The 14,440-nt window shown below is 71.8% G+C and carries 14 protein-coding genes; 6 read left to right on the forward strand and 8 right to left on the reverse strand.

Annotation, left to right across the window (positions count from 1 at the left end; all coding sequences use genetic code 11):
- Positions 1 to 3 precede the first annotated feature (3 nt).
- The 5 genes from HTZ77_RS39045 to HTZ77_RS39065 are packed head-to-tail and all read right to left on the reverse strand — an operon-like array spanning position 4 to position 5,207.
- Positions 4 to 1,473, reverse strand: a complete 1,470-nt coding sequence (locus HTZ77_RS39045; RefSeq protein WP_328809032.1) for a sulfatase-like hydrolase/transferase — start codon at positions 1,471 to 1,473, stop codon at positions 4 to 6.
- The gene (locus HTZ77_RS39050) at positions 1,470 to 2,459 is read right to left on the reverse strand and encodes an aliphatic sulfonate ABC transporter substrate-binding protein (RefSeq protein WP_175594805.1); all 990 of its coding nucleotides are present in this window, start codon (positions 2,457 to 2,459) and stop codon (positions 1,470 to 1,472) included. Before HTZ77_RS39050 ends, HTZ77_RS39045 begins: the two co-directional genes overlap by 4 nt.
- Positions 2,456 to 3,241, reverse strand: coding sequence for an ABC transporter ATP-binding protein (locus HTZ77_RS39055; protein WP_175594806.1), 786 nt, complete (start codon positions 3,239 to 3,241; stop codon positions 2,456 to 2,458). The genes HTZ77_RS39050 and HTZ77_RS39055 overlap by 4 nt, the downstream gene beginning before the upstream one ends.
- A complete protein-coding gene (locus HTZ77_RS39060) occupies positions 3,238 to 4,032 on the reverse strand; it encodes an ABC transporter permease (protein ID WP_175594807.1) in 795 nt (264 codons plus the stop codon). The genes HTZ77_RS39055 and HTZ77_RS39060 overlap by 4 nt, the downstream gene beginning before the upstream one ends.
- Positions 4,023 to 5,207 (reverse strand): ROK family transcriptional regulator, encoded by a 1,185-nt coding sequence (locus tag HTZ77_RS39065; protein ID WP_205304518.1) that lies wholly within the window; start codon positions 5,205 to 5,207, stop codon positions 4,023 to 4,025. Before HTZ77_RS39065 ends, HTZ77_RS39060 begins: the two co-directional genes overlap by 10 nt.
- A gap of 133 nt (positions 5,208 to 5,340) precedes the next feature.
- Between HTZ77_RS39065 and HTZ77_RS39070 the strand changes: the two genes are divergently transcribed.
- On the forward strand, positions 5,341 to 5,997 hold the full coding sequence (locus HTZ77_RS39070; protein WP_175594808.1) for an HAD family hydrolase: 657 nt from the start codon (positions 5,341 to 5,343) through the stop codon (positions 5,995 to 5,997).
- 68 nt (positions 5,998 to 6,065) lie between these two features.
- On the forward strand, positions 6,066 to 6,719 hold the full coding sequence (locus HTZ77_RS39075) for a YoaK family protein (RefSeq protein ID WP_205304519.1): 654 nt from the start codon (positions 6,066 to 6,068) through the stop codon (positions 6,717 to 6,719).
- A gap of 37 nt (positions 6,720 to 6,756) precedes the next feature.
- On the opposite strand, the gene HTZ77_RS39080 is transcribed toward HTZ77_RS39075, so the two are convergent.
- From HTZ77_RS39080 to HTZ77_RS39090, 3 genes are all read right to left on the reverse strand, one after another.
- Positions 6,757 to 7,410 carry a dienelactone hydrolase family protein gene (locus HTZ77_RS39080; protein ID WP_175594809.1) on the reverse strand — a complete coding sequence of 218 codons (654 nt, stop codon included), beginning with the start codon at positions 7,408 to 7,410 and terminating at the stop codon, positions 6,757 to 6,759.
- On the reverse strand, positions 7,407 to 8,222 hold the full coding sequence (gene ppk2, locus HTZ77_RS39085) for a polyphosphate kinase 2 (RefSeq protein ID WP_175594810.1): 816 nt from the start codon (positions 8,220 to 8,222) through the stop codon (positions 7,407 to 7,409). The genes HTZ77_RS39080 and ppk2 overlap by 4 nt, the downstream gene beginning before the upstream one ends.
- Before the next feature lie 72 nt (positions 8,223 to 8,294).
- A complete protein-coding gene (locus tag HTZ77_RS39090) occupies positions 8,295 to 10,217 on the reverse strand; it encodes an ABC transporter ATP-binding protein (protein WP_328809033.1) in 1,923 nt (640 codons plus the stop codon).
- 714 nt (positions 10,218 to 10,931) lie between these two features.
- Between HTZ77_RS39090 and HTZ77_RS39095 the strand changes: the two genes are divergently transcribed.
- From HTZ77_RS39095 to HTZ77_RS39110, 4 genes are all read left to right on the forward strand, one after another.
- Positions 10,932 to 11,741 (forward strand): alpha/beta fold hydrolase, encoded by an 810-nt coding sequence (locus HTZ77_RS39095; protein WP_175594811.1) that lies wholly within the window; start codon positions 10,932 to 10,934, stop codon positions 11,739 to 11,741.
- A gap of 67 nt (positions 11,742 to 11,808) precedes the next feature.
- On the forward strand, positions 11,809 to 12,354 hold the full coding sequence (locus tag HTZ77_RS39100; protein WP_175594812.1) for a ferritin-like domain-containing protein: 546 nt from the start codon (positions 11,809 to 11,811) through the stop codon (positions 12,352 to 12,354).
- 186 nt (positions 12,355 to 12,540) lie between these two features.
- Positions 12,541 to 13,125, forward strand: a complete 585-nt coding sequence (locus HTZ77_RS39105; protein ID WP_175594813.1) for a hypothetical protein — start codon at positions 12,541 to 12,543, stop codon at positions 13,123 to 13,125.
- A 103-nt stretch (positions 13,126 to 13,228) separates the two neighbouring features.
- On the forward strand, positions 13,229 to 14,401 hold the full coding sequence (locus tag HTZ77_RS39110; protein ID WP_328809034.1) for a sensor histidine kinase: 1,173 nt from the start codon (positions 13,229 to 13,231) through the stop codon (positions 14,399 to 14,401).
- The last annotated feature ends 39 nt before the right edge of the window (positions 14,402 to 14,440 follow it).

Below are 14,440 nucleotides of genomic sequence, written 5' to 3' on the forward strand. Positions count from 1 at the left end.
GTGTCACCGATAGGTGGCCTCGTCGAGCCCGCTCATCGTCGGGTCGTAGGAGACGTCTCCGACGTCGTACATCGACGTCATCCAGTGGTAGAAGTTGTCGCCCCGGTCGCGCAGCACCTGGTACAGCCGCCGCATCAGCCGCCCGCGCACCGCCTCCATCTCCGGATGGCCGTAGACGTTGAGCAGCTCGTCGGGGTCGGTGAACAGGTCGTACAGCTCGTTCGTGGAGTCCGGGTTGACGACCAGCTTGTAGCGGTCGGTCCGGATCATGCGCTGCGGGTACGGGAAGTGGTGGCCGTGGAACTCGCAGACGATGTCCTGCTCCCACGCCACCTCGCCGGCGGACGCGAGCGGCACGAGGCTGCGCGAGTCGACGGCGGGAGCGGGGTCGATCCCGGCCAGTTCGAGGATGGTGGCCGTGCAGTCGAGCAGGCTGACGAACTCCGTGCGGACGAGGCCGGGCTGCTGGCCCGGAACGCGCAGGATGCCGGGCGTGCGGTAGATGTCCTCGTACATCGCCGGGCCCTTGTCGTGCAGGCGGTGGGCGCCGGTGAACTCGCCGTGGTCGCAGGTGAAGAACACGGCCGTGTCGTCGGCCAGGCCGAGGCGCCGCATGGCGTCCATGACCCGCCCGATCTGGGCGTCGATGAGTGCGACGTATCCCCAGTAGACGGCGATGAGCTTGCGCGTCATCTCCAGCGGCATGGTGTCGAAGGTCCAGTGCGCGCTGTAGTTGGCCTGCACCGGCGGCTTGCCGGCGAAGGTCTCCGCGATCGACTTGGGCAGCTCGACCAGCTCGGGGTCGAACATGTCGAAGTACTCGTCCGGCACGATGTACGGCAGGTGCGGGCCGAAGAAGTTGAGCTGCAGGAAGAACGGCTCGGGCGCGGCCGCGTACCGTTCGAGCATCTCGATCGCCCGCGTCGCCAGGTAGTGCTCGAACGTCGCCTCGACCGGCTGGCGCAGCCGCGCGGCGAGGAGGTTGCCCGGTCCGCCGTTGGGCAGCGTCCCGCGGATGTGGTCGTGGATCTCGTACGGCGGCAGGCCGTTGGCCGCCAGGTAGTCGAGGTAGTCGGGATGGTCGACGGGGTTGTGCCAGCCCGGCAGGTCGGGCCCGTCGAACCCGAAGTCGGCCGCCCGCCGGTGGTGACCGACGTGCCACTTGCCGATGAGCCCGCAGTTGTAGCCGGCCTCGCGCAGCGCCCCGGAGAAGCTCCACTGGTCGTCGGGCAGGTCCTCCAGGTAGCCGACGTTGCGCTCGTGGTTGGCGAGCAGCTTGTGCCGGAACGGCGCCTGCCCGGTGAGCAGGCTCGCCCGCGCCGGCGTGCAGATCGCCGTGGGGGTGTACCAGCGGTCGAAGCGGGTCCCGGTCCGGGCCAGCTCGTCGAGGACCGGGGTGGCGGCCAGCCGGTTCCCGTAGGCGCCCAGGGTGTCGGCCCGGTGCTGGTCGGTCATCAGGAAGAGGATGTTCACTTGGCGGCGCCCGTGAACAGGTCGCCGGTGTAGTAGGTCTTCGGGTCGACGGCCCCCGTGAGCTTGCCGGCGCCGGTGAAGTAGTCGTTCATGCCCTTCAGCCACTTGTCGATGGTTCCGTCCTTGGTGTAGCCGTCCAGCTCGGACAGCGACAGCACCTTGGAGTTGGCCGCGTCGGCCTTCACCTGCTCGGGCGGCTGCTTGAGCATCTTGGCGGTGGCGGCGATCGTCTCGTCGAGGTGGTCGCTGCGGTACTGGATGGCGTCGCGGAGCACGGCGACGACCTTCTCGGCCTTGGCGCGGTCCTTCGTGACGACGTCGTTGCCGGCGACGAACGCGGTCGGGAACGACACCGTGTCGGCGAAGTCCTCGTTCTTGGCCAGCTCGACCAGGTCGGGGACGGTCTTCTTGATGGTGCCGACAGCCGGGTACCAGAAGCCCGCCGCGTCGATCTGCTTGGACGTGAACGCCGACACGATCGTGGACGCGTCCATGGGGACGATCTTGACGTCGTCCTTGGTCATCCCGGCCTTGCGCAGCGCGAGCGTGAGGATCATGTCGCCGGAGGTGCCCTCGGGCACACCGATGGTCTTGCCCTTCAGGGCGGCCATGCTCGTGGTGCCGGCCTGCGCGATGACGCGGTCGGCGTTGCCGAGCGTGTTCATCGCGACGACCTTGGCCTTGCCGGTGGCGGGCAGCCACATGGCGCCCGGGCCGATGTAGCCGAAGTCGAGATCGCCGGTGCCCAGCGCCTGGATCTGCAGCGGGCCGTTGGTGAAGACGCTGGTCTTGACGTCGATCCCGTGCTTCTTCCACAGGCCCTGGGCGTCGGCGACGGCGAGCAGGCTGGCGCCGTTGAAGTCGGCGATGTAGCCGAAGTCCACGTGGGCGGCGCCGTCCGCGCCGCCGGAGCCGTCCGACGAGCAGGCGGTCGCCGACAGCGCCACGACGGCGGCCGCCGCGGCGGCGGCGAAGGTCTTTCTCATTGCGCGGGCTCCTTGATCTGCCGCTGGTGGTACACGGAATGCCAGACGCGGTTGCGCAGCTCCCCGAACTCGGGGCTCAGCCTCATGTCCTCGTCACGTGGGTAGGGGAGGTCGACGTCGATGACCTCGACGATCCGGCCGGGGCGCGCGCCCATGACGACCACCCGGTTGGCGAGGAACACCGCCTCGTCGACGTCGTGGGTGATGAACATGACCGTGCGCCGGTCCTTGCTCCAGGTCTCCAGGAGCTGCTCCTGCAGCCGCACCCGGGTCAGCGCGTCCAGCGCGCCGAAGGGCTCGTCCATGAGCAGGATCGACGGGTTCACCGCGTACGCGCGGGCGATCGCGCAGCGCTGCTTCATGCCTCCCGAGAGCGTCTTGGGCAGCGCGTCGGCGAACTGCTCCAGGCCGACCAGGCGGATGAAGTGCTCGGCCCGCCGCCGCCGCTCGTCGCCGGGGACCTTCGCGGTACGCATGCCGAACTCGACGTTCTCGCGGACGGTCAGCCACGGGAACAGGGCGTACTGCTGGAAGATGACGCCGCGCTCAGGGCCCGGGCCGGAGACCGGCTTCCCGTCCACCAGCGCGGTGCCGCCGGTGGGCTTCTCCAGCCCGGCCAGGATGTTGAGCAGCGTGCTCTTGCCGCAGCCGGAGGGGCCGACGACGGTCACGAACTCGTTGTCGGCGATGTCGAGCGAGACGCCGCCGAGGGCGACGAAGTTCTCGTTCCCGACGGGGAAGATCTTCTCGACGTCGCGTACGGAGATCTTGGGAGTGCTCATCGGTTCTCCTGCCAGGCCGTCAGCTTGTTGCCGGCCAGCATGAGCAGCCGGTCCATGATCAGGCCGAGGACCCCGATCGTGATGATGCCGACGAAGATGGTCGGCAGGTCGTAGTAGAGCTGCGCGCTCTGCATCCGGTGCCCGAGCCCCGCCTGGGCGGCCAGCAGCTCGGCGGCCACCAGCGTCCCCCACGCCGAGCCGAGCCCGACCCGCATGCCGACGAGGATGAACGGTGTCGAGGCCGGCACCACGACGCGGGCGAAGATCGTCCCGTCGCCGGCGCCGAGCACCCGGCCGGCGTTGATGAGCGTCCGGTCGACGCTCACCACGCCCTGGTACGTCGAGATGACGCAGGCCAGGAACGCCGCCAGGAAGATGACGAAGATCTTCGGGCTCTCCCCGATGCCCATCAGGACCAGCACCAGGGGCAGCATCGCCAGCGGCGGGATGGTGCGGAAGAACTGGATCCACGGCTCGAACAGGCCGCGGGCGACCGTGTACCACCCCATGACGAAGCCGACCAGGACGGCGGCCACCGAGCCGAGGGCGAACCCGGCCAGCACCCGCCCGAGGGAGGCGCCGACGTCGGTGACCAGCGAGCCGTCCTGGATCATCGTCCAGCCGGCCGCGACGACCTCGGCCGGGGACGGGAACTGCAGCCCCGCCAGGGACAGCCCCCACCAGATCGCCACCCCCGCCACCACCGAGACGATGTTGAGCACCAGGAAGGTCCGGCTCTTGCGCGTCCGGGGCGTCGCGGCCCTGGTGGCGTCCGCATTGATCACGGCCACTGTCGGCCTCCGTCCGTCGTGACGTTCGCCTCGTATCCGGCGAGCAGGGGGGATTCATGGAAGAGGGCCGCGATGGCCCCGAGTGCCCCGCTCTCGTCCGAGAGCAGGGCCGGTCGGATCACCGGCGCCGCGTCGGTCAGCCACGACAGCTCGTAGGTGACCGTGGACGTGACCTGCCGGATCAGGGCGGGGGCGATCTCGACGATGTCGCCGCCGAGCACGATCTCGCTCGGGTTGAGCGTCATGGCGGCGGTGCCGAGCATCCGGCCGACCGCCGTGCCCGCCTCGCGGAGCACCTCGTCGACGACCGGGTGCGCGATGTCCACGGCGGCCTTGAGGTCGTCGAGGGACTCCATGGGCACGCCGAGCCGCCGGCACCGCCCGAGGATGGCCGGGACCGACGCCACGGTCTCGACGCAGCCGCGCTTGCCGCACCGGCACTGGTCGCCGCCCGGGACGGCGGTCACGTGGCCGAGCTCGCCCGCGTACCCGTTGGAGCCGCGCGCGAGCTGGCCGCCGACCACCAGCCCGCCGCCCACGCCGTCGGACAGGCGCAGGTAGATGAGGTCGCGCACGGAGTCGGTCTGGGCGTGCAACGCCTCGGCCAGCCCGGCGAAGCGGACGTTGTTGTCCACGATCACCGCGGCGTGGAAGCGCTCGGCGAACACCTCCGCCACGCCGTCGGCGCGCGAGCGGTCGCCCCAGCCCGGCACGCCGACCCCGATGGCCTGGAGCGCGCCGTAGTGGACGCCGGTGTCGTTGCTGAGCCGCTCGATCAGGGCCAGCCCGGCGTCGAGGCGCTCGGGCCACTGCGCCGACTCCTCGTAGCGCGACGTCCCGGACGCGATGATGTCGTGCGCCGCGTCGGCCACCAGGACGTTCACGCGGCGGTGACCGAAGTCGACGCCCATGTACTGCCCGGAGGCCGGGTCCAGCGCGAGCCGCTCGGCCGGCCGGCCGCTGCCCACGCGTTCGACGGCGTCGGTGTCGACGACCCGGATCACGCCGCGGCCGAGCAGGTCACCGGTGATCTCGGAGACCGTGGTCCGGGACAGGCCTACCCGCGCCGCGATCTCGTTGCGGCTCTGCGCGCCGTGCTGGCGCAGGACGCGCAGCACGCGCTCCTCGTGGGAGCGGCGGACGAGCGCGTGCACTCCGTTGGGCGTCGTTGACACGCAGGAAACGTAAGCTTCGTCCCTTTTTTACGTCAACCTTCCGGCAGAAAGAATCGAGGAATCCGCCAGATCCTTGACGGAAGTGTCTGATCAGCGGGAACGCTCCGCCATGAATCCCTCTAAGGTGATGATCATGCAGCGACTGGTGCTTTTCGACTTGGACAACACGCTCGTCGATCGGCTGGACGCCTTCCGGCGCTGGGTCACGGAGTTCACGGATCGCCGGGGGCTGGGCGACGGGGCCGCCGAGTGGATGGTGCGGCTGGACGATGACGGCAGCCTGCCGATGGACGTCTTCTTCGGCCGGGTACGGGAGCGGTTCTCGCTGCCGGAGCCCGTCGAGGAGCTGTGGGCGGAGTACCGGTCCGAGCTGCCGCGGCTCGTGGTGTGCCGGGAGCCGGTGCTGCGGGCGCTGGAGGGGCTGCGGGACGCCGGGTGGCGGATCGGCGTCGTGACCAACGGGATGGAGGACAACCAGCTCGGGAAGATCCGGCGGTCCGGGCTGGCCGAGCGGGTGGACGGGTGGGCGATCTCCGGGGCCGAGGGGGTGCGCAAGCCGGACGCGCGGCTGTTCGAGATCGCGGCCGAGCGGTGCGGCTTCGGTCTCGGCGGCGGGGGCTGGGTCGTGGGGGACGATCCGGTCAACGACGTCGTGGGCGGGCGGGCGGCGGGGATGCGGACCGTGTGGGTGGATCGCGGGGTCGCGGCGTGGCCCGCCGACGTGGAGGCGCCCGGTCATGTGGTCGCCGACGTCGAGGCGGCCGTGGAGGTCATCACCGCCTCGGGGTGACGAGGTTCGTGGCGTTCGCCGTGCCCGGGGGTTCCCGTCCGTACCGTGAGGGGCGGGAGGTGAGGCGGGTGGGGGGTGCGCAGCCGCGGGCCGGGCGGGCGGTGCTGCCGCTGTCGTTGACGCTGGTGAGCGGCATGCTGGACGCCGTCTCCTATCTGGGCCTCGGGCACGTCTTCGTGGCCAACATGACGGGGAACGTCGTCGTCCTCGGCATGGCCCTCGGCGGTTCGCCGGACTTCTCCACCCCGGGCTGCCTGGTGGCGCTGGCGGGGTTCGTCGGCGGGACGGTGGTGTCCGGCCGGCTGGCCAGGGCCGTGCCGCGCTGGCCGCTGCTGGCGCTGGTCGTCGAGTCCGTGCTGCTGGTGGCGGCCACCGTCGTGGCGTTCGCCGGGCTCACGTCCGGGCGCCGGTTAGCGGTGATCTGCCTGCTGGGGCTGGCGATGGGGCTGCGTACGGCGAGCATCCGGCTCGCGGGGGTGTCGGACATCACCACCACCGTGATCACCAGCACGCTGGCCGCGCTCGGCGCGCACTCGGCGCTGGCCGGGGGCGACGGCGCCGGCTGGGGGCGGCGGCTCGGGGCCGTCCTCCTGCTGCTGGCGGGCGCGGGCGGCGGCGCGTGGCTGATCCTGCGCTGGGGGCCGGGCGTCGCGCTGGCGGTGGCCGTCGGGCTCCAGGGCGTCGCGGGCGGCGCGTACGCCTACCTGTCGCGACATCGGTGACGAGGCGGGGGTGCGGTGCCCGGCGGTACGTGCGCACCTACAGGTACGTGCTGAACCACGCCGTCGCGAGGCGGGCCACCTCGTCCAGGGCGCCGGGCTCCTCGAACAGGTGCGTCGCCCCCGGCACGATCTCCAGCCGCTTCTCCCCCGCCAGCCGTTCCATCGCCTGACGGTTGAGGTCGAGGACCAGCGGGTCGGCGCCGCCGACGATCAGCAGCGTGGACTGGCGTACCCGCCCGAGGCGGTCCCCCGCGAGGTCGGGCCGGCCGCCGCGCGAGACCACCGCGTGCACCCGGTCCGGCAGGGACGCGGCGGTCACGAGGGCCGCCGCCGCGCCCGTGCTGGCCCCGAAGAGCCCGGTCGGCAGTCCCTCGGTACGGGCGTCCGTCTGCGCCCAGTCACTCAGCGCCTCCAACCGGCGCGCCAGCAGGCCGATGTCGAACCGGAGCTCGCCCGTCACCGCGTCCTCCCGCTCCTCCTCCAGTGTGAGGAGGTCGGCGAGCAGGGTGGCCAGCCCGGCCGCCTGGAGCCGCTCCGCGACGTGCCGGTTGCGCGGGCTGTGGCGGCTGCTGCCGCTGCCGTGGGCGAACAGCACCAGCCCCTTGGGGCGACCCGCCGGGCCCGACGGGAGGGCGAGGTCCGCGTCCAGCCTGACTCCTCCGCCCACGGGCACCCTGAGCGCCTCGTTCACGGCGCGCCCTGGACGGGCAGGCCGGACGCCGCGTCCGGCACGGCGATGTCCATGCGGGCCATCCGCCGGTAGCCCGTCTCCGGCGGCCGGGACGGAATGGCCAGCGACGGCCTGTCCACCTCCCGGTACGGGATCGACGACAGCAGGTGGGAGATCATGTTGATCCGGGCCCGCCGCTTGTCCTCGCTCTCCACCTCGTGCCAGGGGGCCTCCGGGATGTGGGTGTGGACGAGCATCTCGTCCTTGGCCCGGGAGTACTCCTCCCAGCGGATGAACGACTGGAGGTCCATCTCGGACAGCTTCCAGCGCCGCATCGGGTCATCCAGCCGGCTGCGGAAGCGGCGCTCCTGCTCGGCGTCGCTGACCGAGAACCAGTACTTGCGCAGCAGGATCCCGTCCTCCACCAGCAGCCGCTCGAAGATGGGGCACTGGTGGAGGAAGCGGGTGTACTCCTCCTGCGTGCAGAAGCCCATGACCCGCTCGACGCCGGCCCGGTTGTACCAACTCCGGTCGAACAGCGCAATCTGCCCGGCGGCGGGCAGGTGCTCGACGTAGCGCTGGAAGTACCACTGCGTCCGCTCGCGCTCGGTGGGCGCGGGCAGGGCGACGATGCGGGCGACGCGGGGATTGAGGTACTCGGCGACGCGCTTGATCGTGCCGCCCTTGCCGGCGGCGTCGCGCCCCTCGAAGATCACGACGACCCGCCGGCCGCCGTCGCGCACCCATTCCTGGAGCTTGACGAGCTCCCCCTGCAACCGCAGGAGCTCCTCCTCGTACGGCTTCCTTCTCAGCTTCCCGGAGGTCTTCGTCATCCGTACCACCTGCCCGCCTCATGGCTCACCTGCCCCGCCGCACCCGCGTTGATGCGGCGGGACCATGGTGGGCTAGACGCCGGCGCCGGCCGCGAGCCGGGCCCCGAGCCGCTTGAGACGGATCCGGGCCTGGGAGCGCAGCGGTTCGAGCACGATCGTGCGCGCTCCCTCCGGCACGTGCCGCAGGTCGTGCGTGATGAGGATCGTGGTGCGCCCCGTCATGAGCCGTCGCAGCGGCTCCATGACGCGGGCGGCTGTGACCTCGTCGAGCCCGGTCATCGGCTCGTCGAGCACGAGCACGGGCGCGTCGCGCACGAGGGCGCGGGCGATGGCGATGCGCTGCCGCTGGCCGCCGGAAAGCTGCCGGCCGCGCTGGCCGACCGGCGTGTCGTACCCGCGGGGCAGCGCGGTGATGAAGTCGTGCGCCCCGGCGAGGACGGCGGCCTTGACCACCTCGTCGAACGTGGCGCCGGGACGGCCGTAGGCGATGTTCTCCCGCACGCTGCCGGAGAACAGCATGCTCTCCTGGTGCAGGATCGTGATGGCCTCGCGCAGGGAGGACCGGGTCAGGTCGCGGATGTCGACGCCGTCGAGGAGGATCCGGCCCTGGTCGGGGTCGTAGAACCTCAGCAGCAGCTTGGCCAGCGTGGACTTGCCCGCCCCGCTGGGCCCGGTGCAGACGATCAGTTCGCCCGGCTGGGCGGTGAGCGACAGGTGCCGCAGCGTCGGCCGGTGGCGGCCCGGGTAGGTGAAGCCGACGTCCTCGAACTCGATCCGTCCGTGGCTGCGCGACACCAGGGTCAGGGCGGTGGCGCGGTCGTTCACGCTGGGCCGGGCGTCGAGGATCTCCATGACGCGGTCGGATCCGGCCGCCGCCTCGGACACGGTCAGGGCGATCTCCCCCAGGCTCTGCACGGCCGGGTAGAGCAGCCCCAGGTACGCGGCGAAGGCGAGCAGCCCGCCGATCGTCAGCCGGCCCTCGGCGATCTCCCAGGCGCCGACGCCGAGGATGACGACCATGCAGATGGTCTGCAGGACCTGCACCATCGGCCCGTACAGGCCGGACAGCCGGGCCTGCCACATGTTGGCGCGCAGCCAGCCGCGACCCTCGCGGTGCAGCCGGCGCGACTCGGTGGTCTGCCGGTTGTAGGCCTGGACGAGCGACTGGTTGGCCAGGCTCTCCTCGATGACGCTGTTCATGGCGCCGTTGCTGAGCCGCTCGTTGGCGGCGGCCACGCGGAACCGCGCGGCGAACAGCTTCGACACCAGCAGGAACGCGGGGACCAGCGCCAGGGTGACGAGCGCGAGGTCCCATCGGATGAAGAACGCCGCACCGGCGAAGAAGACCACGCTGACGACCGTGGTGAGCACCTTGACCATGCCCGAGCCGACGAGCTGCTCGATGGCCTCGATGTCGTCGGTGAGCCGGGCCATCAGGTCGCCGAGGCGCCGGTTCTCGAAGAAGTCCGGTGACAGGGTCTGCACGTGGGCGAACACCCGGTCGCGCAGGCTCAGCAGGAAGCGTTCGGCGCCGAGCGCGGTGACGTACGCCCCTCCGAACGACATGACTCCGGCCACCACCGCAAGGGCCAGCCAAGCGAGCGCCGGCGCCCAGAAGGCGGACAGCACGCGGGTGGTGAGCACCTTGTCGGTGATGTGGCCGAACAGCGCGATCGCGGCGACCTCGCAGACCGCCGCCAGGATGGCGAGGACCGTGCCGGCGACGAAGAGCCGGCGCAGTCCCCGCGTACCCGGCCAGAACTCGCGGAACGTCCGGCGGATGGTCACCGCCGGCGCGAGCGTGGGACGGTCCGCCCGGTCCCCGGGCGTGAAGGAGAGCCGGCGGGAGACCCGCCGGCTCTGAGGTGGATTTACCACCACCATCCTCCGCCGCCGCCCCAGCCGCCGCCGCCGCAGCCTCCCCAGCCGCAGCCGCCCCAGCGCCGGCGCCATCCACAGCCGCCGCCCCAACCGCAGCGGCGACGCCTCCAGCACGGTCCCCAGCCCTGCCGGAATCCATTTGTGGTGCCCATAGTCCCCTCCCCCGAGTCGGACTTTCACTGTCAAACCGGACCGTACCACCCATAAGCCGATAAATCACCACTTATCATGGAGAGCAAATCAGACTTGACCGGGAGGCCCGGTGAAAAAGCCGGTTGCTTGGCGGCGGTAAATCGCCAGCAAAGATCAGGGCGCCATTCCATACGTCGACCCCGGTTTAGCCGCGAGACCCGTCGCCACCTGGGGTTTCACGGCTCCGCCGGCCCTCCGGGGAGGCGATTAGGCGCGACTTGAAGAATGTTTTTGCGCACCAATGGTGTTCGTTATACGCGGCCGCGCGGCTATCGCCCCCGAGCGCCCCTCGGGGAACGGCCGGACATGCGCGAGAGAGGGCGTCCCGCGACGCCTCCCCCGGCCGCACAGGACTTGCCGGATACGCCCGCGTCCCCCCGCCGCTCCACCCCCTCGCCGCCCGACCGCCCGGCGCCCGCCCCCCTCGACCACCTCGCGCCCGCACCGCTCGACCACCCCCACTCCCCCTCGGCCCCCCGACCACCTGGCGTCCGCCCCCTCGACGACCTCGCGCCCGACCTCCTCGACCGCCCGGCCCCACCCACTCCGCCCGCCGGCCGCGACCGACGCCTCCCAGCTCAAGCCTTGACAAATCTTTTTGTCGGTGAAACGCTCGACTCACCTGAGGAGGTAGACATGAACAAGGTCGTTTCCAGTGACGGCACCACCATCGCCTACAGCCGCGTCGGCCAGGGCCCGTCCGTCGTGCTCGTGGACGGTGCGATGTGCCACCGCGCCTTCGGCCCCAACCCCGCGCTGGCCGAGGCGCTCGCCCGCGACTTCACCGTCTACACCTACGACCGCCGGGGCCGCGGCGACAGCGGCGACGCTCCCCCGGCCGCCGGGGCGGCGATCGACCCGCGACGCGAGATCGACGACCTGGCCGCGCTGGTGGAGGAGGCGGGCGGCGACGTGCGCCTGTACGGCGTCTCGTCCGGAGCGGCCCTGGCCCTGGCCGCGGCCGACGCGGGCGTGCCGGTGGCGAAGCTCGCGGTGTACGAGCCGCCGTTCATCGTGGACCGCTCGCGGCCGCCGATCCCGGCCGACTACCAGGAGCGCCTGCGGGAGCTCGTCGCCGCCGGCCGCCGCTCCGAGGCCGTCCGTTACTTCATGCGCTCCGGCGTCGGCATGCCGGCCGTCATGGTGGCGATGATGCGGCTCATGCCGGCCTGGTCGGGGCTGAAGGCCGTGGCCCACACGCTGGCCTACGACGCCGCGTTCGTGACCGCCTACGAGCGGGGCGAGCCGCTCCCGGCGGGATCCTGGGCGGGCGTCACCGTGCCGACCCTGGTGATCGACGGCGGCAAGAGCCCCGCGTGGATGCGCAACGGCGTCCGGTCGCTGGCCGAGACGCTGCCCGCGGCCCGCCACCGCACCCTTGAGGGGCAGACCCACATGGTCAAGCCGGCGGCCCTCGCCCCCGTCCTCACCGAGTTCTTCCGCTGATCGGCCGCACCCCCGCCCGACCTGCGGCCGGGCGAGTCTTCATCCGTCCTGTGGGCATAGGGAGCCCATGGCTGAGTTCCTGACCGACATCACCACCATCCGCGAACGGGCCCGCGCCGAGATCGGCAAGGGTCCCATCACCGACGCGTACGGCGCCGACCTGGAGCGCGTGATCCAGGTGTGCAACGAGGCCCTGGCCACCGAGCTGGTGTGCGTGCTGCGCTACAAGCGCCACTACTACACCGCCTCCGGGATCCAGTCGGAGTCCGTCGCGCAGGAGTTCCTGGAGCACGCGGGCGAGGAGCAGGAGCACGCGGACAAGCTCGCGGCCCGGATCGTCCAGCTCGGCGGCGAGCCCGACTTCAACCCCGACACGCTCACCAAGCGCTCCCACTCCCAGTACGACGCCAGCCGCGGGCTCATCGACATGATCAAGGAAGACCTCGTGGCCGAGCGGGTCGCCGTCGCCACGTACACGGAGATCATCCAGTGGCTGGGCGAGCGCGACATCACGACGCGGCGGGTGTTCGAGGAGCTGCTCGCCAAGGAGGAGGAGCACGCCGACGACATGCAGAGCCTGCTCGAACGCATCCCCCAGAACCCGCCCGCCTGAAGGACCGCGAAGGACCGCCCTCGCCCGCCGGCCGCGCCCACGCGGACCGGCGGGGGCGGACCCGTCGTACGGGCGATCGACTCCCTCCCAGGAGTGAGACCGAGGATCGCTCCTCGCGGCGATCCGCCCTGACCAGCGAAATCGGAGGATTACCGGGGTAAGCACAACGCCCCCTGGAGGTCCTCCGTGAACGTCCGCACCGCTTTCGTCGCCGCCCCCCTGCTGATCATGGCGTACGGGGTGATCCGCATCGTCGACGGGTTCGACGGCGAGAGGGGGCCCGGTCTGGCCTGGACGACCGGGCATCTGGCCTTCATGGCGGCCCTCGTGTTGTTCCTCCCGATCTTCTGGGAGCTGAGGCGCCGGCTGGACCGGAACGCGCTCGCCACGGCCGCCGTGGCGATGGGCGTGGCCGGCGTCGCCTGCGCGTTCACCCAGTTCGCCATCGACATCGTCGTGGGCTTCACGGCCGCTGACCACGCGGCGATGGGGCCGCTGTTCGACCAGGTCAAGGCCGTGCCGGGAGTGTCGCTGGCCGTCTACGACGCCGGACCGTTCCTGTTCTACGTCGCGCAGTTCGTGCTCGTCACCCAGCTCGCCGTTCGGCGGCAGGCGCGCATGTGGACGCCCGTCCTCGTGTTCCTCGACTTCACCCTGCCGACCATCGACCGCGACCTGATCCCGGTCGGCGCCCTCCTGCTGCTGGTCTCGTTCGTGCAGCTCTCCCGTCGCGGCGCGGCGACCCCGCGTCACGCCCTCGCCCATGCCTGACGCCGTACGCGAGAAGGAGCGGGTCGTCCGCGCGAGGGAACGGGGCGTCCGCGACGTAGGGCGGCCGAGGCGACCTGCCGGACATGCGGCAGACTGGGACGCCGTGTCCTCCCCACCGTCCTATCCGCCCTTCGTCGAGGCCGCGCGCCGGCGGTTGGACGAGCTGCCCCACCTCTGGGTCGACGCGGCGCTGGCCGCGGTGATCCTCCTGGCGCAGCTCTGGCCGCTCCTGACCGGTCACAACTCGACCGGGCAGCCGTGGGACTGGTGGGGGTACGCGGTCGCGACCGGCGCCTCGCTGCCCCTGGTGTGGCGGCGGCGGGCGCCCGTTGCGGTCCTGATCACGAGCCTGTGCGTCGGCGCCCTGTACGACCTGGCCGACGAGGTCGCCCGGCAGCCCATCTGGTACGGCGCGACCGTCGCCTTCTACACCGTCGCCGCCTTGTCGCCCCGCTGGAAGCGGCTGGTCATGCTGGTCGTGACGCTCACCGGCGGCCTGCTGGTGGTCGGCTCGTCGGAGACGGCGCTGCGCGGGGTCGTCGTGTTCGTCGCCGCGTACGCGGTCGGCCGGGCGAGCGCCACGTCCCGCGCGCACGCCGCGGCCCTGGAGGAACGGGCCGCCCGACTGGAGAGGGAGCGTCAGGTGGAGGCCGAAAGAGCCGCCGAGCGCGAGCGGGCCCGGATCGCCCGCGACATGCACGACATCCTCGCCCACGCGGTCAGCATCATGGTGGTGCAGGCCGAGGCGGGCCCCGTGGTGGTGCGGACGAACCCGGCGCGTGCCGAGGCCGCGTTCGACGCGATCGCCGCGGCCGGGCGTGACGCGATGACGCAGCTCAGGCGGATGCTCGGCGTCCTGAAGGAGGGCGAGGCGCCCAGGGTGCCGCAGCCGACCGTCGAGGACCTGCCCGCGCTGGCCGGCCAGGTCACCGGCGCCGGCCTGGACGTGAGGTTCTCCGCGACCGGAGAGCCGCGGCCGCTCGCGCCCGACTGCGCGGTGGCCGCCTACCGGATCACGCAGGAGGCCCTGACCAACACCGTCAAGCACGCCGGGGCGCGTCACGCCGACATCCGGCTCACCTGGGAGGACGACAGCCTCATGATCGACGTCACGGACGACGGGCGGGGTGCCGGCCGCGGGCTGCCCTCGGGCGGCAACGGCCTGATCGGGATGCGCGAACGCGCCGCCGCGTGCGGCGGGGTCGCCACGGCCGGCCCTCGCCAGGACGGGCCGGGCTACCGGGTGTCGGTACGGCTTCCGGTGGCGGGCTCGTGAGCGACCGGAGCAGCCGGGACGCGAGCGACGGCAAGGGCC

The sequence above is a fragment of the Nonomuraea montanisoli genome (genome assembly GCF_013363975.1).
Classification (GTDB): Bacteria; Actinomycetota; Actinomycetes; order Streptosporangiales; family Streptosporangiaceae; genus Nonomuraea; species Nonomuraea montanisoli.

What these genes read in the sequence shown, in the direction of transcription:
- HTZ77_RS39055 (WP_175594806.1), bottom strand. Translation starts at nt 3,241, where the DNA reads ATGAGCACTCCCAAGATCTCCGTACGCGACGTCGAGAAGATCTTCCCC.
- ppk2 (WP_175594810.1), bottom strand. Translation starts at nt 8,222, where the DNA reads ATGACGAAGACCTCCGGGAAGCTGAGAAGGAAGCCGTACGAGGAGGAG.
- HTZ77_RS39070 (WP_175594808.1), top strand. Translation starts at nt 5,341, where the DNA reads ATGCAGCGACTGGTGCTTTTCGACTTGGACAACACGCTCGTCGATCGG.
- HTZ77_RS39100 (WP_175594812.1), top strand. Translation starts at nt 11,809, where the DNA reads ATGGCTGAGTTCCTGACCGACATCACCACCATCCGCGAACGGGCCCGC.
- HTZ77_RS39050 (WP_175594805.1), bottom strand. Translation starts at nt 2,459, where the DNA reads ATGAGAAAGACCTTCGCCGCCGCCGCGGCGGCCGCCGTCGTGGCGCTG.
- HTZ77_RS39095 (WP_175594811.1), top strand. Translation starts at nt 10,932, where the DNA reads ATGAACAAGGTCGTTTCCAGTGACGGCACCACCATCGCCTACAGCCGC.